This is a genomic window from Serratia sp. 201, from assembly GCF_037027545.1.
GTDB classification, from domain to species: Bacteria; Pseudomonadota; Gammaproteobacteria; order Enterobacterales; family Enterobacteriaceae; genus Serratia; species Serratia bockelmannii.
In genome coordinates, this window is record NZ_JAXCHC010000002.1 from 981,903 (window position 1) to 1,001,308 (window position 19,406).

Genomic DNA, 19,406 nt, shown 5'->3' on the forward strand with positions numbered 1-19,406 from the left:
TCAGATGAAAGCGCTCGTTCCTTCTTTGCTGTTTTTGGCCGTGGCGGCCAGCGTTAACGCACAGGCGGCGACGCCGGCCAACACGTTGGTGATCGCACAGTCTATCGATGACGTGGTCAGCTTTGACCCGGCCCAGGGATTTGAGTTAACCACGGTGCAGTCGTTCAACAGCCTGTATCAACGTTTGATCCAGTCCGATCCGCACAACCCCATCGATCTCAAGCCGACTCTGGCCAGCAGCTGGCAGGCCGGCGCCGATAACCGCAGCCTAACTTTCAGCCTGCGCACGGACGCTAAATTCGCCAGCGGTAACCCGCTGCGGCCGGAGGACGTGATCTTTTCGCTTTCACGGGTGGTGAAATTGAATCTGGAGCCGTCGTTTATCCTGACGCAGCTGGGCTGGAACGCGAAGAACGTGGATCAACACCTGACCAAGGTGGATGACCATACGGTAAAAATCAGCTGGGATGAAAACGTCAGCCCGGCCTTCGTGCTCAGCCTGCTGTCGGCGCCGGTATCCTCGATTGTCGACGCCAAAGAGGCGCTGGCGCACCAGCAGGGCGACGATCTGGGGCACCAATGGTTGAACAGCCACTCCGCCGGCAGCGGCCCTTACAAAATTCGCACCTATGTGCCGCACGAAGTGGTGGTGCTGGACGCGAACCCCGGCTCGCCGGAAGGGGCGCCGACGTTGAAAACCATCCTGATCAAAAACGTGCCCGATCCGGCCGCGCGCCGTTTGCTGATTGAGCAGGGCGATGCCGATATCGCCCGCAACCTGGGGGCGGACCAGATGGCGGCCCTGAAGGGCAAGCCGGGCGTCAAACCGTTGGCCATTCCTTACGCCTCGCTTTATTACCTGCAGTTCAACGCCAAGGCGTCGCCGGTGCTCGGCAACCCGGCGTTTTGGGAGGCGGCGCGCTGGCTGTTCGATTACCAAGGCATCGCCGACGATCTGCTGAAAGGGCAGTTCCAGAGCCATCAGGCATTCCTGCCGGACGGTTATCTGGGCGCGCTCAAGGATCAGCCGTACAGCTTCAATCCACAGAAAGCCAAAGAAATACTGGCCAAAGCGGGGCTGAGCAACGTCAGTTTCCGTCTGGACGTCAACAACCAGCCGCCGTATCTGGATATCGCTCAGGCGTTGCAGGCCAGTTTTGCTCAGGGCGGCGTGAAGGTCGAACTGGTGCCGGGCATCAGCTCGCAGGTCTCCACTAAGGTGAAAACGCTTAACTACGATGCGACGCTGACCTCCTGGGGACCGGATTACTTCGATCCTAACACCAACGCGGCCGCCTTTGCCTACAACCCGGAGGACGGCAGCAAGACGCTGGCCTGGCGAGCCAACTGGCAGATCCCGGCGCTGAGCAAGTTGACGCTGGCCGCCACTGCAGAAAACGACACCGCCAAACGGGTGGCCGACTACCAGCAACTGCAGAAAGAGGTGCAGCAAAGCTCGCCGTTTGTCATCGGCCTGCAGGCGCGCAGCCTGATCGCAGTGCGTGACAACCTTAAGGGCTATGTGCAGGGCATCAACCCTGACATGGTGTTCTACAGCAAGGTCAGCAAGTAATGGCTGCTGACCTGTCCGCCAGCGCCGGGGCGGCCCGGCGGTATTGGCGCTGGGGCGGGCGGCTGCTCGGCGGCGCGCTGTCGCTGGCGTTAACGCTGCTCGGTCTGCTGCTGTTCACCTTCATGCTGTCGCACCTGGCGCCGATCGATCCGGCGCTGCAGGTGGCGGGCGATCACGCCAGCGAAGCCACCTATGCGCAGGTGCGGCACGAGCTGGGGCTGGATCAGCCTCTGCCGGTGCAATTTTGGCGCTATCTGGTGCACCTGGCGCATGGCGATCTGGGTATTTCGCGCATCACCGCCCAGCCGGTGTTGAGCGATCTGCTGCGTACCTTCCCGGCGACGGTGGAACTGGCCACCTGCGCCATTATCCTCGGCGCTCTCGGCGGCATTACGCTGGCGTTTCTGGCGGTGCTCAAACCGGGCAGTTGGCTGGATAACGCGGCGCGCTTGCTGTCGCTGATCGGTTATTCGGTGCCGATTTTCTGGTTGAGCCTGCTCGGGCTACTGCTGTTCTACGCCACGCTGCACTGGTCGGCGGGGCCGGGGCGGCTGGATGACATTTACTTGTACAGCATGGAGCCGCGTACGGGTTTCGTGTTGATTGACAGCTGGCTGTCCGGCGATCGCGAAATGTTCTACAACGCCATCAGCCACCTGTGGCTGCCGGTGGTGGCGCTGGCGCTGCTGTCGATGGCGGGTATCACCCGGCTGCTGCGCGCGGCGATGCTGGAAGAATGCAACAAGGAATACGTGACGCTGGCGCGCTCCAAGGGCGCCGGCCGCCTGCGCATTCTGCTGCGTCATGTGTTCCCCAACGTGCTGGGCACGCTGATCACCGTACTGTCTCTCTCCTACGCCAGCCTGCTCGAGGGCGCGGTATTGACCGAAACGGTGTTCGCCTGGCCCGGCGTCGGGCGTTACCTGACCTCGGCGCTGTTTGCCGCCGACACGCCGGCGATCCTCGGCGCCACGCTGCTGATCGGCACCTGTTTCGTGCTGTTGAATGCGCTGGCTGACGCCTTGACCTATTTAGTGGATCCGCGAACCCGATGAGCCAATATCTCTCTGAACACGAACCGCAAAGCGAGCCGGCCGTCGGTTACCGCCGCGGTCGACGCCTGACCACGCTGACGCTGGGCGCGGCGCTGGTGGCGATCCTGATCGTCACCGCGCTGCTGGCTCCGTGGCTGGCGCCTTTCGATCCCAATCTGCAGCATATCGAGCTGCGGTTACTGCCGCCTTCCGCCGCACATTGGCTGGGCACCGACGGCTTCGGCCGCGACTTGCTCTCCCGCGTGATTTACGGCGCACGGCCGACGTTGATCCTGGTGTCGTTGATTCTGGTGTTGACCATTCCCATTGGTCTGCTGGTCGGCATTTGCGCCGGTTATCTCGGCGGCTGGGTAGAGCGTATTTTGATGCGTCTGACCGACATTTTCCTGTCGTTGCCGAGCCTGGTGATCGCGCTGGCGTTCGTGGCGGTCATGGGGCCGGGGCTGATGAACGGCGCGCTGGCGTTGGCATTGACCAGCTGGCCGGCCTTTGCCCGCCAAGCGCGGGCCGAAACCCTGGCGCTGCGCCGCAGCGACTACCTGGCGGCAGCGCGTATGCAGGGCATCAACGGGCTGCGGCTGATGGTCGGCCACATTTTGCCTTTATGCCTGCCGAGCGCGGTGGTGCGCGCGGCGTTGAGTCTGGGCGGCATCATCTTGTCCGCCGCCGGTCTGGGGTTCCTCGGCATGGGCGTCGCGCCGCCGACCGCCGAATGGGGATCGATGGTGGCCGAAGGCAGTAAAGTGATTTTCGACCAATGGTGGGTCGCCGCCGCACCGGGCGGGGCGATCCTGTTCGCCAGCCTGGCGTTTAACCTGCTGGGCGATGGCCTGCGCGACAAAATGGATCCTCGTCATGGGCACTGATAACACCTTATTGACCGTTGAACGTTTGGCGATCGGCGTGCCGGGGCCGCAGCCGGTGGCGCTGGTGAAGAATATTTCGTTCAGCATGGGGCGGGAGCGACTGGCGCTGGTCGGTGAGTCCGGCTCCGGCAAATCGTTGACCGCGCGTGCGCTGATGGGGCTATTGCCGCCGCCGTTGCAGCTGCAGGCGCAGCGCCTGACGTTGGGCGATGAAGACTTGACGCGCCTGAGCGAACGCCAGTGGAGCCGCCTGCGCGGCGACCGGGTGGCGATGGTGATGCAAGATCCCAAACATGCGCTGAATCCCAATCAGCCGATCGGCCGTCAGGTGGAGGAACCGCTGGTGCTGCATGCCAAGCTAAGCCGCGCCGAGCGGCGTGAAAAAGTGCTGGATATGTTGGCGGCGGTGGGTTTGCCCGATCCGGCGGCGCTGTGCGGCCGTTATCCGCATCAGCTCTCCGGCGGGATGGGGCAGCGGGTGATGCTGGCCATTGCGTTGATCAACGATCCGCAGCTGTTGATTGCCGATGAACCCACGTCGGCGCTGGATCACCAGATGCGCGATCAGGTGCTGCAACTGATAGACAATCTGGTGGCGCAACGCAACATGGGGCTGATCCTGATCAGCCACGATTTGCAGCAGGTGGCGCACCACTGCGAGCGGGTGCTGGTGATGTACAAAGGCGAGCTGTTGGATCAACTGCCGGCAGCAGAGCTGGCGCAGGCCACGCACCCTTATACTCGCACGCTGTGGGCGTGTCGGCCGAGCCGCGAGACGCGCGGCAAACCGCTGCCGGTACTGGACCGCGCGCTGTTGGAGACGTTGAAATGAGCGTAATTGCACTGGAGAACCTCAGCGTCAGTCACCGTCAGGGCTATGAACAGCGCACCGTGGTGCACGACGTTAACCTGCGCATCGAACCGGGCGAGTGTTTCGGCCTGGTGGGGCCTTCCGGCTGCGGCAAGTCCTCGTTGCTGTGGGTGCTGGCCGGGCTGAACGACAGCTGGCGCGGCGGTTTTGAACTGCTCGGGCGGCAGCTACAACCGGGGCAGGCATTTACCGGCGAACTGCGGCGCGAGGTGCAGATGGTGTTTCAAGATCCCTATGCTTCGCTACACCCTAAACACCGGCTGTTGCGTACGCTGTCGGAACCGCTAAAACTGCTGCAGGAAAGCGACATCGAACGCAAAATCGGCGCGGGCTTTCGCCAGGTGGGGTTGGATCCGCGCCTGCTGGATCGCTATCCGCATCAGCTGTCGGGCGGGCAGCGGCAGCGCGTGGCGATCGTGCGCGCATTGTTGCTGCGGCCGAAGCTGTTGCTGCTGGATGAGCCGACCTCGGCGCTGGACATGTCGGTGCAGGCGGAAATCCTTAACCTGCTTAACGAGCTGAAACAGGCGGGCGATCTGACTATGGTGCTGGTCAGCCACGATGCGGACGTGATTGACCACATGTGCGATCGTTCGGTGGCAATGGCGCACGGCCGCATCATCGTTTGACCCTATGCCCGCCAACGTGGCGGGCATATCCATCTTGGTAATAAATAAAGCAATTTATCGTCGTTCTTCTGTTAATTCTTACCCTCTACACTCGTCAAACAGCGCAACCGCGTGATTGTGGAGAGTGTATCGATGAAACGGTTAATCCCAACCTTGTTGTATGGCGCGCTGGCGGCCGCTTTCGGTGCGCAGGCCGCCACCCCGCAGGATACCTTGGTGGTGGTCAGTTCGCTGGAGGGCATTATCAGCCTCGATCCGGCGGAGAGCTTTGAAACCGTCAGCTCGGCCAATCTGGTCAACCTCTATCAGCGCCTGGTGGCGCCGGATCGCGCCGCGCCGCAAAAGCTGGCGCCGGACGCCGCAGGCAGTTGGCAGGCGGGCGCCGATGGCCACAGCCTGACCTTTACCCTGAAACCGCAGCAACGTTTTGCTTCCGGCAATCCGCTGCGGCCTGAAGACGTGATTTTCTCGCTGGTGCGTGCGGTAAAGCTGAACAAGGCGCCGTCGTTTATTCTCGGTGAGTTTGGCTGGACGCCGGATAACGTTGAGCAGCAGCTGAAGAAGGTGGGGGATAACCAGGTGCAACTCACTTGGCCCGCCAACATCGGCAGCGAGCTGGCGCTGCGGCTGCTGACGGCGAACGTGGCTTCGATCGTGGATGAGAAGCTGCTGAACGAGCACGCGCAGCAGGGGGACTACGGTAACGCCTGGCTGCGCAGCCATTCCGCCGGCGGCGGCCCGTATCGGGTAAATAACTATGTGCCGCATGAGGCGCTGCTGTTTGGCCGCAACGATTACGCGCCGTCGCCGGCAAGGTTGAAAACGGTGCTATTCAAGAACGTCAGCGACGCCGGCACCCGCCGTTTGCTGTTGCTGAAGGGGGATGCCGACGTGGCCTACGATCTGGGCGCCGACCAGTTCGACTCGCTGCGCAACGCGCCGGGCGTGCGCATCGAACAGGCCGATGCGCCCCGGATCTATTACCTCGGTTTCAACACCGGCAGCAAAGACAATCCGGCGCTGGGCAATCCGGCGTTGTGGCAGGCCGCGCGCTGGCTGGTGGATTATCAGAGCATCGCCGAGCAGCTGCTGAAAGGGCAATATCGCGTGCATCAGGCCTTCTTGCCGCAGGGATTGGACGGCGCGCTCGACGATCGGCCATTTAAGCTCGACGTAGACAAAGCCAAACAGATCCTGCGCGATGCCGGCATCGCTGAAGGTACGCGCATCGATCTTATCGTCATCAACCAACCGCCGTATACCGACATCGCGCAGGCGCTGCAGGCCAGTTTTGCGCAGGCCGGACTGCGGTTGGATATCCATCCGGTGGTGGAAAGCGATCTGTGGGGCAAGATGCGCGGCCGCGATTTTCAGGCGATCTTCACCTACTGGGGCGCCGACTACCTGGATCCGAACACCAACGCCAGTGCCTTTGCTTACAACGTGTCAGGCGGGCCGAAAACCTTGGCCTGGCGCACCCAGTGGGGCATTCCCGCCATCAGCGCGGAAACGCGTGCCGCGGCTGCGGAAGGGAATAGCGCCGCGCGCAGCGCACGCTACGTCACGTTGCAACGGGAATTACAGGCCAGTTCGCCCTATGTGGTGGCGCTGCAGGGGCAAACGCTGGTGGCATTGCGGGACAATGTCGAAGGTGCCCGGCTGGATATCGCCAACAGCATGTTGTATCTGGATCGGGTCAGTAAGTGACGGCAACGCCGTGCGCCTGGCCGAGCTTTCTGTCGCGCCATAGGCCGACAGCGCGTGAAATCGTTTGCTGTTGCCACCACGAATCGTGAAATGTTGTGTCAGGGTGAAATAAAATGAAATTTCATAACGTGCTCATATGACGGTGATAGATTGGCTTCGAAAGGCGGCGTTGTTTACGCCTTTCACCGCGGTCGTCCGCAATGATGCGGACACATCACGTCAGGAGAGATTATGGACAATAACGAAAAGGCTTCAGCAGCGCGCGCAGCAACCTTGCTTGCCACCGGTGAGGTGGTTACGCCGGAACAGTTTTATCAGGACAGCGACGGAAGCAACTGGGGGCCGGCGATCAACAAAGCGGCGGCGGCGGCGCTGCAAGCCGGCGGTACGTTGTCCCTGGGGAAGCGGGTGTATACGGTCGCCGGACACGTACTCATTCAGACGACAACGGACATCTACGGCGGCATCGGTTTACGGGTGGTCGGATTGGGGCGGGCGACCAAAATTGTCAAGACGGCAGACAGCAGTTACACCAACGAACAGGGCGAAACGAAGAAAGCGGTGATCGTGGTAAAAGGCTTCGCCAATCTGACGCTGCACGGCTTGACGTTGCGGGATGATACCGGCGTAGACGACACCCACGGCGTGTGGTTCAGCGACCGCAATATGACGAAGTTTGATATTCGCGACATTTACACCAAGGTCGGCGGTTATTCGCTGTTTGTCTCGGGCGACATGTTCATCAACTGGCTGGTGAACGTGCAGATGGAGGCAAACGCCAATCGCCCGGGCGATGGGGTGCTGTGGATGGACAAGTCTGGCACCACCAATTTTATAGACGGCCTCTACGCCGCTCGCGCGAAGGGTACGGCGTTCAGAATTTCAGGGTTTTACTCTACTATCGGCTCGTTGGCTGCGGATGACTGCATCGGCGATATCTACTCTTTCAAAGATTTTAACGGCACGATCAATTCGTTGGGTTGCGAGAACCGCAACACGCAGCGCGCCGCCAATGTCAGCGTGCTGTCCACCAACTTTGCCCAAGGCACGATAGGCAATATCAATATCCAGGACGCGCAGAATGTGGAGAGCGGGGGCGTGTTGTGCCGATTCATCAACGAATCTCGTTGGGATATCGGTCAGTTGACTCTTTACAGCGGTTCTAAGACGCCTTTCCCGGTGGCGATCGCCGCCTGCAGCAACAATACCGAGGTAACCTTCAGTAACGTATACAACGGCGGCGTCCCGGTGGCCGGCAAAAGCACCGTCGATGTGACGTCGTTTTTAAGCGGGGTTGAAGCGATGTACAGTCTGGGCGAGCGGGGTATTGCCCCTTCCGCCTCCAGCAACCATTTGCCGCGCAATATATCGAAACAGCCATCGTGGACTTTTTTAGGCACCCTGACTGCGCCGGATCGGCAACCTACAACGCGCATTACTCTTCAACAGGGCGTAAGCACCAAGGTGCTGGCGTGCGATTTATATATCACGTTCGATCTGACCTCGCAGGCGACCGCCTTTATCGTCAATAAAGGCAGCTATAGCGCGAAAGGCGCCTTTATGTTGCGTCGCACTGGGCCGTTGAGCTGCGAAATATATTACCGTGTCGAGAAAGATTTCGGCTTTGGCAGTTATCAGGTGCAGACTACACGCGGCAGCTACTGGCGGCCGGACGGCGTTTCGTTGAGCACGCCGCCCTCCGATGCGTTGGAAATCCGCAGCGATGAGGTGTTATCCACGACCAGACTCGCGGTGATCCAACCACTGGCCAATCCGACAACGGCCAGCACGGCGGAAGTGGCCGGATTGCTCAATCGGCTGATCGAGACACTGAAGAATTAACCGAATAACGCCGGCGCGTTCTGGCCGGCGTCCAGCAAGAGCAGCAACCAGCCGGCGGCCGCCAAGGCGATGCCGAAAGGCTGCGGCGTTCGCCAGGCGCGACGGTTGCGTCTGCCGCGCGCCAATGCCATGCCTAATCCGAACATTGCCGCCAGGCAGACCAGCAGCGGCAATATTGTCCAACCGAGCCAGGCGCCCAGCGCGGCCAACAGTTTGAAATCGCCCTGTCCGATGCCGTTACGCCGCCGCACCTGCCGATAAAGCGCGTTGAGCAGCCACAATGCCCCGTAACCGGCCACGGCGCCGAGAACCGCGTCGTCAAGCGTTGCCCAGCGAGCGTCAAGATTGCACAGCAGCCCGCCCCACAGCAGCGGCTGGGTTAGCCGGTCCGGCAGCCACCGGTGACGCCCGTCTAGCCAGGCCAGGGCGATCAGCAGTGCCGCGGCCGGCGGTAACCACAGCCGGTGTGCTGCCGGCAGGTCGAAGGGCAACGCCGTCAACGCCAAACCCAGGGCCGTTAGCAGCAGGCTGCGGCGGCGCAATCTCGGCGGGCTGGCGCGCACGGCCGCCGTTCGCTCCAAGCGGGTGATGAGCGCGAAGGCGACCAGACCCGCCGACAGCAGCGCGGTGAAAAACAGCGCGTGCCACAGTGAGGAAATAAACATCAAGGCTCCGCCAGTCGTGAAACAGATGTTTAAAATAACGGCAAAATGCATATTTCATCGGGGTGAAATGCGGTGGATTGTGAGGAATGCGCAGTCGTACGCATCGCCACTTTACGTATTGCAGAGTGATACAATGCCTTGCGCGGTGGCGCTCAGCAGTGGTGTGCTGTGCTTTTTATCGGCAAAATCGACGCTAAAATGCGGTGAATTCATTTGGCGGCGGGAATGGATCGGTAAATGGTGCAAGTGACGCTGTCACTGAAGCGCGATTGGGGTTTATCCTATTGTTTCTGCTCGTCAAGCCGTTAGGCTTTAAGAGAGAGGCGTCCCCGCCAGGCCGGGACGTAAGGTTTTTCAGATCTGCCGTGGGAAAGGCGGCAGCAAAGCAGTGGGTTGGCATGCTCCAGGAGGGAGGGAGGCCAACGGTGTCATGAAAGACGTGATTCAGGCAATACTTATCAAGACCAAAAAACGATTCTGGCGCCGACGCCAGACGGCGTGGCTGGCCGGGCCACTGGTGTGGCTGGCCGGCGCAGCGGCCGCGTGCGCCGAATCCCCGCCGGCGCCGGACAGCGTCATCTCTTCTGAACAGGCCGCAGCGAATTTGCCGGAGTTGGGCGGTGCGCCCGACGATGCCGCGCGCGAGAAGCAGTGGGCCGAGATGGCCAAGCAACTCGGCGAAAAAGAGTTGAACAACGTTTCACGTCAACAGATGCGCAGCCGCGCCGAAGATTATTTGCTGGGCCAGGCGACCGGTGCGCTGCAGCAACAGGCGCAGGAGCTGTTGTCGCCGTTGGGTACCGCCAGGCTATCGCTGAAGATGAGCGGCGAGGGGGACTTTACCGGCAGCAACGGGCAGTTATTCAGCCCGCTGTACGACGTCGACGGATTGTTGACCTACAGCCAGATCGGCTGGCTGCAGCAAAGCGCCGGGGCGCTTGGCAATTTCGCGCTGGGGCAACGCTGGATCGCCGGCGACTGGCTGCTGGGGTACAACACGGCGCTCGACAGCGATTTTGCTCGGCAGCGCAATAGAGGCAGCGTCGGTGCGGAAGCCTGGGGGGATTATCTGCGTTTCTCCACCAACTATTACTACCCGCTGTCGGCGTTGTCGCAACAGCCCGGCGATGGGGTATTTTTCAGCCGTCCGGCGCGCGGTTACGACATCACGACGCAAGGTTATCTGCCGTTTTATCGCCAGATCGGCGGTTCGCTCAGTTATGAGCAGTATCTGGGCGATAATGTCGATCTGTTCGGCAGCGGCAAAAAACAAAACGATCCGCGCGCGATGCAGCTGGGGCTCAATTACACTCCGGTGCCGCTGGTGACGATGAAGGCACTGCATAAGATTGGCGCGGGCGGGCAGAGCCAGGATCAGGTCGAACTGGCGCTGAGCTATCGGCTCGGGGTACCGCTGGTGAAGCAGATTTCGCCGGAGTATGTGGCGCAGGTCAAGTCGCTGCGCGGCAGCCGCTACGATCCTATCGAACGCAAGAACGTGCCGGTGCTGGAGTTCCGTCAGCGCAAGTCGCTGCAGGTGTTCCTGGCTACGCCGCCGTGGAGCCTGCAGGCGGGGGAAACCGTGCCGCTGGTGCTGGAAATCAAGGCGCTGAACGGCATCACTCACGTCAGTTGGCAGGGGGATACGCAGGCGCTGAGCCTGACGCCGCCGCACAACGCCAACGATCCGCAGGGCTGGACAGCGATCGTGCCGCCGTGGGACGACGCGCCGGACGCCGCCAACAGCTACCGGCTATCGGTCACGCTGGAGGATGATAAACAGCAGCGCGTGACGTCCAACTGGATAGAGCTGAAAGTGGCGCCGCCACTGACGGCAACCGCCGGCGATGACGCGGGCCTGCCGCCGATCAAAACCCTGACGCCACCGCCGATCCCGGCGCAAACCGGGCCGCTGTACGGCGGCGATTAACCGTTTTTGCCCTGCAGCACCCATACGGCGGCCTCGACGCGGGATTTTAGCTTCATCTTTTTCAGCAGGTGTTTGACGTGTACCTTGACGGTGCTTTCAGTGATGGTCAGGCGACGGGCGATCAGCTTGTTTGGCAGCCCTTGGGCGATCAGCTTCAGGATATCTCGTTCCCGCGGCGTTAGTTGCTGAATATCACGATCGGCGCTGGGGCGGTTTTCCCGCAGGCTGGCGGCGAGGATCGGCGTCAGCGCTTCGCTCAGTACCATCTGCCCGGCTGCCGCCTGATGCAGCGCCTTCAGCAGATCCTCCGGCTCCATGTCTTTCAACAGATAGCCGTCGGCGCCGCGTTTGAGCGCACTGACGACGTCATCTTCATGGTTGGACACGCTGAACACCACGATGCGCCCTGACAGGTCGGTTTGGCGCAGACGATCCAGCGTTTCCAGCCCGTTGATGCCGGGCATGTTCAGGTCGAGCAGGATCAGATCCGGATCGTGCTGCTCCGCCAGCGTGACCCCTTGTTCACCGTTGCTGGCTTCGGCAATGACCTGCAGACGAGCGTCCATGCCAATCAGCTGTTTTACGCCGTTGCGCAGCATCGGGTGGTCGTCGATCAGTAAGATGGTGGCGGCGGTTTCTGTCGTCATGGTGTCTCCGTTAGTCGATGGCGTGGTTATCTGGCGTGAAGCTGACCCGCACCTCAGTGCCGCCGCCGCTGCGCGGTAAAATGTCGCAGCGGCCGTGCAGGCTCTTGGCGCGATCGCGCATGATGATCAAGCCGTAATGGTCGGGGCGAGACGTCTCGGCCGGCAGGCCGCGTCCGTTGTCGCAGACGCTTAGGGTCACTTCGCCCCGTTTATTGATGACCTGAATGCTCACCTCACTGGCGGCGGCATGCTTAAGGATGTTGCTGAGCGCCTCGCGGGCGATCTGCAGCAGGTGAATGGCCTGATAGGCCGGAACCGTGCGTGGCCCCAGCTGGTAATCGAGGCTGATGGTCAGGCCCAGCTTGGGATTGAACTCCGCCACCGTCGATTGCAGCGCCGCCAGCAGGCCCGGTTCGGTCAGCTGCAGGCGGAAGGTGGTCAACAACTCGCGCAGCTGGCGATAGGCGCCGTTCAGCTCTTCACGCATCTGTTGCACCAGCGCTTGGCTGGCCGAAGAGAGCGTTTCGCCCTGCATCTGCAGACAGGCGATCTGCATTTTCAGGCAGGAGAGCGATTGGGCGATGGAGTCGTGCAGCTCGCGGGCGATCGCCGCCCGCTCCTCCATCAGCATCAGCTGCTGTTGGTGGTCGACCTGACGCTCGATGGCCAGCACGCTGGTCAGCTGTTCCACCAGGGTATTGATCAGTTGGCGATGTTCATCGTTCAGCGGTTGCTGCGGCGCATGCTGTGCCACGATCACGCCGTAGTCGCCGAGCTTGTCGCTCAGGCTCCAGCTCAGCGACGGATTGTCGGGATGCTGGCGGTGGCTGTCGTTCAGGCAGGCGCTGCACACCGGGTTATGGCAATGCTCCGGCCTTAGCGGTTGGTTGCCGCTCAGCTGCAGCAGCGGTTCCCGGCTGTCGTTTTCATACAGCCGCACCTGAATGGCGCGCAACGGCGTCAGGGTTTGCAGTTGGTTGAGCAGCGGCGTCAGGCGGCTGCACAACGGCTCGCTGGCGTGCAGCTGGCGGCTGGCGCGGTAGAGGAAGCTCAGCACCTGATTTTTCTGCTGCAGGTCGGCGGTCTTCTCGGCCACGCGCTGCTCCAGCCCACTGTAGGTCGCCGACAGCTCGTCGGACATGGTGTTCAATGCGCCGCCAAGCGACGCCATTTCATCCTGGTGGCCGCGTTGTGCATAGCGGCGGCTAAAATCGCCGCGGCCTACCGCCAAGGCCATCTCCACCAGTTGCCGCCACGGATGCAGCAACCGGCGCCGCAGGTAGCAGGTGGTGCCGATCAACAGCAGCAGGGTCAGCGCGATGAAGCCGGCCTGCACCAGCGTCACCATCAGCAGGCGGCGCTCGGTTTGCCTGTCGATATCCGAGACCAGCTTGTCCAGCAGCTGCACGAAGTGCGCCACCTGCGGGGCGGCATCGGCCGGGCGCTGCGCGCTGCGCAGGCGAGGTTGCAGAGTCTGTTGCCAGTAATCACGCAAGGCGTCGAACGGTTGCGTCAACCCTTCCTGCTCCACCGAACGCTGCAGGTCGGGGCTGTTTTCGTCGCGCTCCAGTTCGCGGATCAACGTTTCATGCCGTTCATCCAGCGGTACCTGCGCCAGCAGTCGGTAGCTTTGCATACGCAGCGAGCCGGCTTTGTTGATGGCATGCGCGTTGCCCTGAATGCTTTGCGACATCCAGGCGGAAATCCCCATGCCGGCCACGCCCAGAATGCCCGACAGCAACATCAGCAGGGCGACCTGATTCACGATCGAAAGCGGGGTCAACAGGCGTTTCATAAGCGCGGGTTCCTGGCATTTGGCACCGCTGAAGTTCAGGGGCGAAGGCGGCGACGAGGTAAATAAGTAACGATTCAGCCGTATTTTTGATTATCCCTGAGCATAACCCCATACCTCGAATGAAGTACCCATTAGTTTCCAGCAGGACGGTGAAGCGGTAAAAATGACGGAGTGATGCTTTCTAATGCATTGATTAAAAGTGATTTAATTTTTATTCGGGGTGTACCCCTAAGGGGATGAAGGCGCTATTTGTGCCGCCAACTACTTGCATTCGGGTTGATATACATCAACTTTGCCGCCGGGGCCGCCCCCTAGGGTGTGCGGAATGATCCCCCGTGTCTGAGGTTTTTATGTCGCAACTTGCAACGCCTTCATCAAAGAAAACCGGTGCGCTGATTCAGGACTGGCGTCCTGAAGACAGCGCCTTTTGGCAGCAGCGTGGCCATCGCATCGCCACCCGCAACCTGTGGATTTCCATTCCCTGCCTGCTGCTGGCCTTCTGCGTCTGGATGCTGTTCAGCGCCGTTGCGGTCAACCTGAACAAGGTCGGTTTCAACTTCACCACCGACCAACTGTTCCTGTTGACCGCGCTGCCGTCGGTCTCGGGCGCTATTTTACGCGTGCCGTATTCCTTCGTGATCCCGCTGTTTGGTGGCCGTCGCTGGACCGCCATCAGCACCTGCTTCCTGCTGGTGCCGTGCCTGTGGCTGGGGTTCGCGGTGCAGGACAGCAGCACGCCGTACAGCGTGTTCGTCATTATTTCCCTGCTGTGTGGTTTCGCCGGGGCGAACTTTGCCTCCAGCATGGCCAATATCAGCTTCTTCTTCCCGAAAGCGCGTCAGGGCGGTGCGTTGGGGCTCAACGGCGGTCTGGGAAATCTGGGCGTCAGCGTCATGCAACTGGTCGCGCCGCTGGCGATTTCTTTCAGCCTGTTTGGCCTGTTTGGCGGCACGGCGCAAAATCAGGCAGAGGGGGGGCAGCTGTGGCTGGAAAACGCCGCCTGGATCTGGGTACCGTTCCTGCTGGTTGCCACCCTGGCGGCCTGGTTCGGCATGAACGATCTGGCCGCGGCCAAGGCATCGCTGCGCCAGCAACTGCCGGTGCTCAAGCGTGGGCATTTATGGATGCTGAGTTTGCTGTACCTCGCGACCTTTGGTTCTTTCATCGGTTTCTCCGCCGGTTTCGCCATGCTGTCGAAGACGCAATTTCCGGACGTAGTGATCCTGCATTACGCCTTCTTTGGGCCATTCCTCGGTGCGCTGGCACGGCCAGTCGGCGGCGCGCTGTCTGACCGTTTCGGCGGCGTGCGGGTGACGTTGATCAACTTTGTAGTGATGGCCGTGTTCGCCGCGCTGTTGTTCCTGACCTTGCCGATGGCGGGTGAGGGCGGTTCGTTCATCGCCTTCTACGGTATCTTTATGGTGCTGTTTCTCACGGCGGGGCTGGGCAGCGGGTCGACTTTCCAAATGATCGCCGTCATTTTCCGTAAAATCACTGTCGATCGCGTGAAAGCGGCCGGCGGCAGCGACGAGAGCGCGCAGCGTGAAGCGGTGACGGACTCCGCCGCCGCATTGGGTTTTATCTCGGCGATCGGTGCCGCAGGCGGCTTCTTCATTCCCCAGGCATTCGGCACTTCGCTGGCGCTGACCGGTTCCCCGGCGGGGGCAATGAAAGTATTCCTGGTGTTCTATATCTTGTGTGTGGTCATCACTTGGGCGGTGTATGGCCGCAAGAAAAAGTCCTGAGTATCAAACGATTTTCTCAATCCCTCCCGACAGGGGAGGGATATTTCGCTCATTCCGAGTCATCTCTCCTCGCTCTCTCAGTGAAATTTTCTGCCTTTAGGTAAAATTCTCATCTCCGCTTGCCGTTTTTTTCTTTTTTTATAGTTATATCTCTCAATATGGGAATGTCTTCTCCCAAGCGTATTATATTATTTGCACGGTTTTTTCGTTTTGTTGAGAGTATTCTTACATTAAAAGATTAATGTCTTTCCCGCAGGTTAAATGAAATTTCTGGGAGGGTAAGGCATAATTAGTGCGATTGTTATAAAATCAGCAATAGGGTTTTGTCTTAGATGCTGCACGCGCCGTGTGGAATGTGTGACAGGGTTAAATCAGATAACTCTCATTCTGTTTTTTCCGGCTTTTTGTAGTCTATCTGACAATCCGATTAGGTGGAAAAACACAATGAACTCACGGAGAAGAATGAAATTTCACAATTTCATTCGGTTAACAACTGAACAGGGTTGTTATTTTTTTCTTTTTAAATCAATGAGGTGATCATTTGAACTTTACGGTAGTCATGAAGGAAATCCATGTTGCCAACAGGGAAAAAGAGTCATTTGGATAAACGGAACATCCTTAATAAGGCCTAATGTAAAAAATGAAATCAGAAAATTTTTATAAAGGCCAATATCCGATGAATGCAACCTGTTGAGTTTACATTTAATTTCTTGAACATTTTTTGATATTTCTATACAAAGTGTGCAGGACAGGCACGCTAAGGAAATTAAAAGTGAATCTTGATAGAAGAATAAAGATTAGGAATCTCGATGTTCTGACTCCTGCCGGGGAGAAATTTCGTCTGCGTTGGAAGGAGTATCAAATTCTTTCGCTGCTTGTCGCCAGATCACCAGAACTGGTAACCCGAACGGAAATTATAGAAAATATCTGGAAAGGAACTTACTGCTCAGATTCAACGATAAATCAAACAATTAAATCTATTCGCCAAAAAATCAGCGACTCGGAACATACGCTTATCAGAACCATTCCTCGGCTGGGTTACAAGGTGGAAAATCAAGCGGCTTTTCACTTTATATCCGAGGATGAAGACTACGCTGATGATGATATATTAAATGGCGGTGATGATATTGGCGTTAATATTCAAGCGGAACTTTCTGAAAGTGAAAGTGAGTCCCCTGAGGCACACGATGAAAAAATAGATAAGCCGCGTAAAACGACGCTTGTTGCAGCGCCTGTTGCAACGGTAGAACCCTCCCAGGAACCCACTCGTGATAAAAAGTCGGCGACGGTGCGCCGATTTTTCAGCATGCCCGCCAGTCGCGTAGTGAAATACCTGACGGCATTTGCTTCTTTGCTGGTTATTTCACATTTTTCATATGTGCTCGGCAACCAAACTCGCCCGCCGGTGATCAATGATATTCAGAACAATACGCGCGTCGTGTTGACGCTGACGTTGAATAACCCCCATACCAACAGCCCACAAACCCTGTTCTGCCTGTACCAGGGGGAGAGCATGGAGCAGGCGACCATCGAATGTGTCGACCCTAAGCAGGGGCAGCTTAAATTACCGGTAAAATATGAGACCTCTTCTACGCCGGGTAAAGGTCGGATTAATCTCATATTGCCGAATAAAACCTTGCAATATCAAGTTGCTTACGATGTTAAAAATTAGTGCTAAATGAGGTTTTATCTTTAGCGATAATTTTACATTTGATGAAATATTTTATTTCATTATTTGTTATTTGAAAGCCGGGTTCGATTTGTCCAGTCTGGAACTCATTACCTAACGCATATTAGCGTCCTGTTTCCATCGAGGTGACAGGAATAATGAGAACCTGCTGAGTGACAAATTATGGATAAGCGTAAAGTAGCTATTATCGGGGGTTCCGGTTTTATCGGAACACGCCTGGCGAAACGTCTCAGTGTGCGCGATGATCTGACGTTGGTCATCGTTGATAAACAACCTAGCGCACATTTTCCGGCGCTCTATCAGTATGGCGACGTGACGCAACCCGAGACCCTGCAAGAGCCGCTGGCGGGCTGCGACGCCATCATTAATCTGGCGGCGGAACATCAGGACAACGTCGATCCCATTTCGCTCTATTATCAGGTCAATGTAGAAGGTGCACGGCATGTCTGCATGACCGCCTCCGCGTTGAATATCCACCAAGTCATTTTCACTTCCTCGGTTGCCGTTTATGGGTTCGTCGAGCAGGAAACCGATGAAGGAGGGCGTTTCGATCCTTTCAATCATTACGGCAAATCCAAGCTCGAAGCGGAATACGTTTATGAAGCGTGGCGCAAGGCGGATAGCGCCAACAAATTGACCATCATTCGCCCGACGGTGGTATTCGGTGAAGGCAACCGCGGCAATGTGTATAACCTGTTCCGCCAGATCGCCAGCGGCCGATTCGTGATGATTGGCAGTGGCAATAATATGAAGTCGATGGCTTACGTTGAAAATATTGCCGCGCGGCTGGAGCATGCGTTGGACCAGCAGTCAAGTTATCAGGTCAGCAACTACGTCGATAAACCGGACTTTACGATGAATCAATTGGTCGACGTTATTTCCTCCTCGCTGGGCAGAGAAAATAAGACGATTCGCATTCCTTATGTGGTGGGAATATGCGGGGCGACCGCATTGGATGTCGTGAGTAAAATAAGTCGTAAAAAATTCCCAATCAGTCGCGTCAGAGTGCAGAAATTCTGCGCCAGAACGCAATTTAAAAGTAATGTGCAAAATAATTTCGTGGCGCCGGTTGAACTTGATTCGGCAATCGAAAGAACCATTAAACATGAGTTTTCTGATAGATAACTTAACCGCACGCTGACGTTATTTACTTATTTCCGCCGACAAGCGGATAAATCTGTATTTTTCAGGATTAATTCATGCTGACTTATATCCTGGCAGGATCAATTTTGTTTTTGTTAATAGCGCATTGGGAGCTGTAACTCAAGGGCGGTAGCGTGCTTATTCGCTGGAGGAACGATGTTATATCAACTGAGCGTGATATTTGTGCTGGCGGTAGCGTGGGTCCTTATTGCCCGCCGGGCCGCCTTAACGGTGGGATTAGTGGATAAGCCCAATGCGCGTAAGCAACATCTGGGACACATTCCGCTGGTCGGCGGTATCGCCGTGTACCTGACGCTGATGCTGATGACGCTGTGGCAACCCGCCTGGCTGCCTGACAGCACCGTCTATCTGCTGTGCATTACGGCGCTGGTGGTGTTGGGCGTGCTGGATGACCGCTTTGATCTGCCCGTGGCGCCACGCGTCATGGTGCAGGGAGGGATCGCGCTGGCGATGATGCTGGCGGCAGGGATGCAGCTTTCCTCATTGGGCTATGTTTGGGGGCATCAGGAAGTGATGCTCGGTTATGGCGCGTTGCTGCTCACGCCGCTGGCGGTATGGGGAGCGATCAACGCCTACAACATGGTGGATGGCATCGATGGGCAACTGGGCGCCTTGTCCTGCGTGACCTTCGTCGCGTTGGCTATCGTGTTCGGATTGGGCGGCAGGGAAGATCTGGCGCTGTGGTGCCTGGGCCTGATCGTCGCGCTGGCGGCCTATCTGTTGTTCAACCTGAGCCTGTTCGGCGCGCGCAACAAGATCTTTATGGGGGACGCCGGCAGCATGGTGATCGGCTTCAGCGTGCTGTGGCTGGTGTTGCTGGCGACGCAGGGGCCACAGGCGGTAATGCGTCCGGTCACCGCGCTGTGGCTGATCGCCATTCCTCTGATGGACATGGTGACTGTGATGGTGCGTCGCCTGTTGCGTCGCCAAAGCCCCTTCAAAGCGGGCCGCGATCATTTGCACCATATTCTGATGCGTCGTGGGCTCAATGCGCGTCAGGCGCTGGCGATGAGCACCATGCTGGCGGTGACGTTGGCCTGCATTGGCATTTGCAGTGAAGTGTTGCAGCTGCAGGAAAGCCAAATGTTGGTGGCGTTTCTGTTCTGTTTTTGCGGTTATTTCGTCATGTTGCGCGAACCGCGTCAGGCGACGGTGTTCAGCGATAATCCGACCGTCGGCCGTTAATCCCCTCACGGGCTGCGGCAGCAGCCCGTTTATCACGGTACT

General features: G+C 58.4%; 15 protein-coding genes. 12 read left to right on the forward strand and 3 right to left on the reverse strand.

The genetic code is table 11. The annotated features are described in order from the left end of the window. Nucleotides 1-4 precede the first annotated feature (4 nt). The 7 genes from WA302_RS12895 (at nt 5) to WA302_RS12925 (ending at nt 8,543) form a co-directional block, all read left to right on the forward strand. Nucleotides 5-1,573 carry an ABC transporter substrate-binding protein gene (locus tag WA302_RS12895; RefSeq protein ID WP_261456439.1) on the forward strand — a complete coding sequence of 523 codons (1,569 nt, stop codon included), beginning with the start codon at nt 5-7 and terminating at the stop codon, nt 1,571-1,573. After that, the gene (locus tag WA302_RS12900; protein ID WP_025303223.1) at nt 1,573-2,628 is read left to right on the forward strand and encodes an ABC transporter permease; all 1,056 of its coding nucleotides are present in this window, start codon (nt 1,573-1,575) and stop codon (nt 2,626-2,628) included. Before WA302_RS12895 ends, WA302_RS12900 begins: the two co-directional genes overlap by 1 nt. Then, a complete protein-coding gene (locus WA302_RS12905; RefSeq protein ID WP_016927339.1) occupies nt 2,625-3,494 on the forward strand; it encodes an ABC transporter permease in 870 nt (289 codons plus the stop codon). The genes WA302_RS12900 and WA302_RS12905 overlap by 4 nt, the downstream gene beginning before the upstream one ends. Beyond that, nucleotides 3,484-4,326, forward strand: coding sequence for an ABC transporter ATP-binding protein (locus tag WA302_RS12910; RefSeq protein ID WP_025303222.1), 843 nt, complete (start codon nt 3,484-3,486; stop codon nt 4,324-4,326). The genes WA302_RS12905 and WA302_RS12910 overlap by 11 nt, the downstream gene beginning before the upstream one ends. Further along, a complete protein-coding gene (locus WA302_RS12915) occupies nt 4,323-4,994 on the forward strand; it encodes an ABC transporter ATP-binding protein (protein ID WP_043138574.1) in 672 nt (223 codons plus the stop codon). Before WA302_RS12910 ends, WA302_RS12915 begins: the two co-directional genes overlap by 4 nt. A gap of 132 nt (nt 4,995-5,126) precedes the next feature. Continuing rightward, nucleotides 5,127-6,701 (forward strand): ABC transporter substrate-binding protein, encoded by a 1,575-nt coding sequence (locus WA302_RS12920; protein WP_025303220.1) that lies wholly within the window; start codon nt 5,127-5,129, stop codon nt 6,699-6,701. Between the two features lie 231 nt (nt 6,702-6,932). After that, nucleotides 6,933-8,543, forward strand: coding sequence for a hypothetical protein (locus tag WA302_RS12925; RefSeq protein WP_336064097.1), 1,611 nt, complete (start codon nt 6,933-6,935; stop codon nt 8,541-8,543). On the opposite strand, the gene WA302_RS12930 is transcribed toward WA302_RS12925, so the two are convergent. Continuing rightward, the gene (locus tag WA302_RS12930) at nt 8,540-9,208 is read right to left on the reverse strand and encodes a prepilin peptidase (protein ID WP_025303218.1); all 669 of its coding nucleotides are present in this window, start codon (nt 9,206-9,208) and stop codon (nt 8,540-8,542) included. The genes WA302_RS12925 and WA302_RS12930 overlap by 4 nt on opposite strands. 430 nt (nt 9,209-9,638) lie before the next feature. Here WA302_RS12930 and WA302_RS12935 point away from each other — a divergent pair, with 430 nt between their 5' ends. Further along, the gene (locus WA302_RS12935) at nt 9,639-11,138 is read left to right on the forward strand and encodes a YchO/YchP family invasin (protein ID WP_261456437.1); all 1,500 of its coding nucleotides are present in this window, start codon (nt 9,639-9,641) and stop codon (nt 11,136-11,138) included. On the opposite strand, the gene narL is transcribed toward WA302_RS12935, so the two are convergent. Next, nucleotides 11,135-11,785, reverse strand: coding sequence for a two-component system response regulator NarL (gene narL / locus WA302_RS12940; RefSeq protein ID WP_025303216.1), 651 nt, complete (start codon nt 11,783-11,785; stop codon nt 11,135-11,137). The genes WA302_RS12935 and narL overlap by 4 nt on opposite strands. 10 nt (nt 11,786-11,795) lie before the next feature. Further along, nucleotides 11,796-13,580: a nitrate/nitrite two-component system sensor histidine kinase NarX gene (gene narX / locus WA302_RS12945; RefSeq protein ID WP_260514708.1), complete on the reverse strand. Its 1,785-nt coding sequence runs from the start codon at nt 13,578-13,580 to the stop codon at nt 11,796-11,798. 350 nt (nt 13,581-13,930) lie between these two features. On the opposite strand from narX, the gene WA302_RS12950 reads away from it, so the two are divergent. The 4 genes from WA302_RS12950 to wecA all read left to right on the forward strand — a co-directional run bounded on the left by WA302_RS12950 (nt 13,931) and on the right by wecA (nt 19,364). Further along, nucleotides 13,931-15,325, forward strand: coding sequence for a NarK family nitrate/nitrite MFS transporter (locus WA302_RS12950; RefSeq protein ID WP_089195977.1), 1,395 nt, complete (start codon nt 13,931-13,933; stop codon nt 15,323-15,325). Between the two features lie 772 nt (nt 15,326-16,097). Further along, nucleotides 16,098-16,997 (forward strand): winged helix-turn-helix domain-containing protein, encoded by a 900-nt coding sequence (locus WA302_RS12955; RefSeq protein WP_336064101.1) that lies wholly within the window; start codon nt 16,098-16,100, stop codon nt 16,995-16,997. A gap of 180 nt (nt 16,998-17,177) precedes the next feature. Continuing rightward, complete coding sequence (locus WA302_RS12960) at nt 17,178-18,140, forward strand: NAD-dependent epimerase/dehydratase family protein (protein ID WP_025303213.1); 963 nt, start codon at nt 17,178-17,180, stop codon at nt 18,138-18,140. 174 nt (nt 18,141-18,314) lie between these two features. Continuing rightward, nucleotides 18,315-19,364: a UDP-N-acetylglucosamine--undecaprenyl-phosphate N-acetylglucosaminephosphotransferase gene (gene wecA / locus WA302_RS12965; RefSeq protein WP_025303212.1), complete on the forward strand. Its 1,050-nt coding sequence runs from the start codon at nt 18,315-18,317 to the stop codon at nt 19,362-19,364. The last annotated feature ends 42 nt before the right edge of the window (nt 19,365-19,406 follow it).

Excerpts from the sequence above, each read along its gene's own strand:
- WA302_RS12895 (WP_261456439.1), top strand. The coding sequence starts at position 5 with ATGAAAGCGCTCGTTCCTTCTTTGCTGTTTTTGGCCGTGGCGGCCAGC.
- WA302_RS12900 (WP_025303223.1), top strand. The coding sequence starts at position 1,573 with ATGGCTGCTGACCTGTCCGCCAGCGCCGGGGCGGCCCGGCGGTATTGG.
- WA302_RS12905 (WP_016927339.1), top strand. The coding sequence starts at position 2,625 with ATGAGCCAATATCTCTCTGAACACGAACCGCAAAGCGAGCCGGCCGTC.
- WA302_RS12910 (WP_025303222.1), top strand. The coding sequence starts at position 3,484 with ATGGGCACTGATAACACCTTATTGACCGTTGAACGTTTGGCGATCGGC.
- WA302_RS12915 (WP_043138574.1), top strand. The coding sequence starts at position 4,323 with ATGAGCGTAATTGCACTGGAGAACCTCAGCGTCAGTCACCGTCAGGGC.
- WA302_RS12920 (WP_025303220.1), top strand. The coding sequence starts at position 5,127 with ATGAAACGGTTAATCCCAACCTTGTTGTATGGCGCGCTGGCGGCCGCT.
- WA302_RS12925 (WP_336064097.1), top strand. The coding sequence starts at position 6,933 with ATGGACAATAACGAAAAGGCTTCAGCAGCGCGCGCAGCAACCTTGCTT.
- WA302_RS12930 (WP_025303218.1), bottom strand. The coding sequence starts at position 9,208 with ATGTTTATTTCCTCACTGTGGCACGCGCTGTTTTTCACCGCGCTGCTG.
- WA302_RS12935 (WP_261456437.1), top strand. The coding sequence starts at position 9,639 with ATGAAAGACGTGATTCAGGCAATACTTATCAAGACCAAAAAACGATTC.
- narL (WP_025303216.1), bottom strand. The coding sequence starts at position 11,785 with ATGACGACAGAAACCGCCGCCACCATCTTACTGATCGACGACCACCCG.
- narX (WP_260514708.1), bottom strand. The coding sequence starts at position 13,580 with ATGAAACGCCTGTTGACCCCGCTTTCGATCGTGAATCAGGTCGCCCTG.
- WA302_RS12950 (WP_089195977.1), top strand. The coding sequence starts at position 13,931 with ATGTCGCAACTTGCAACGCCTTCATCAAAGAAAACCGGTGCGCTGATT.
- WA302_RS12960 (WP_025303213.1), top strand. The coding sequence starts at position 17,178 with ATGGATAAGCGTAAAGTAGCTATTATCGGGGGTTCCGGTTTTATCGGA.
- wecA (WP_025303212.1), top strand. The coding sequence starts at position 18,315 with ATGTTATATCAACTGAGCGTGATATTTGTGCTGGCGGTAGCGTGGGTC.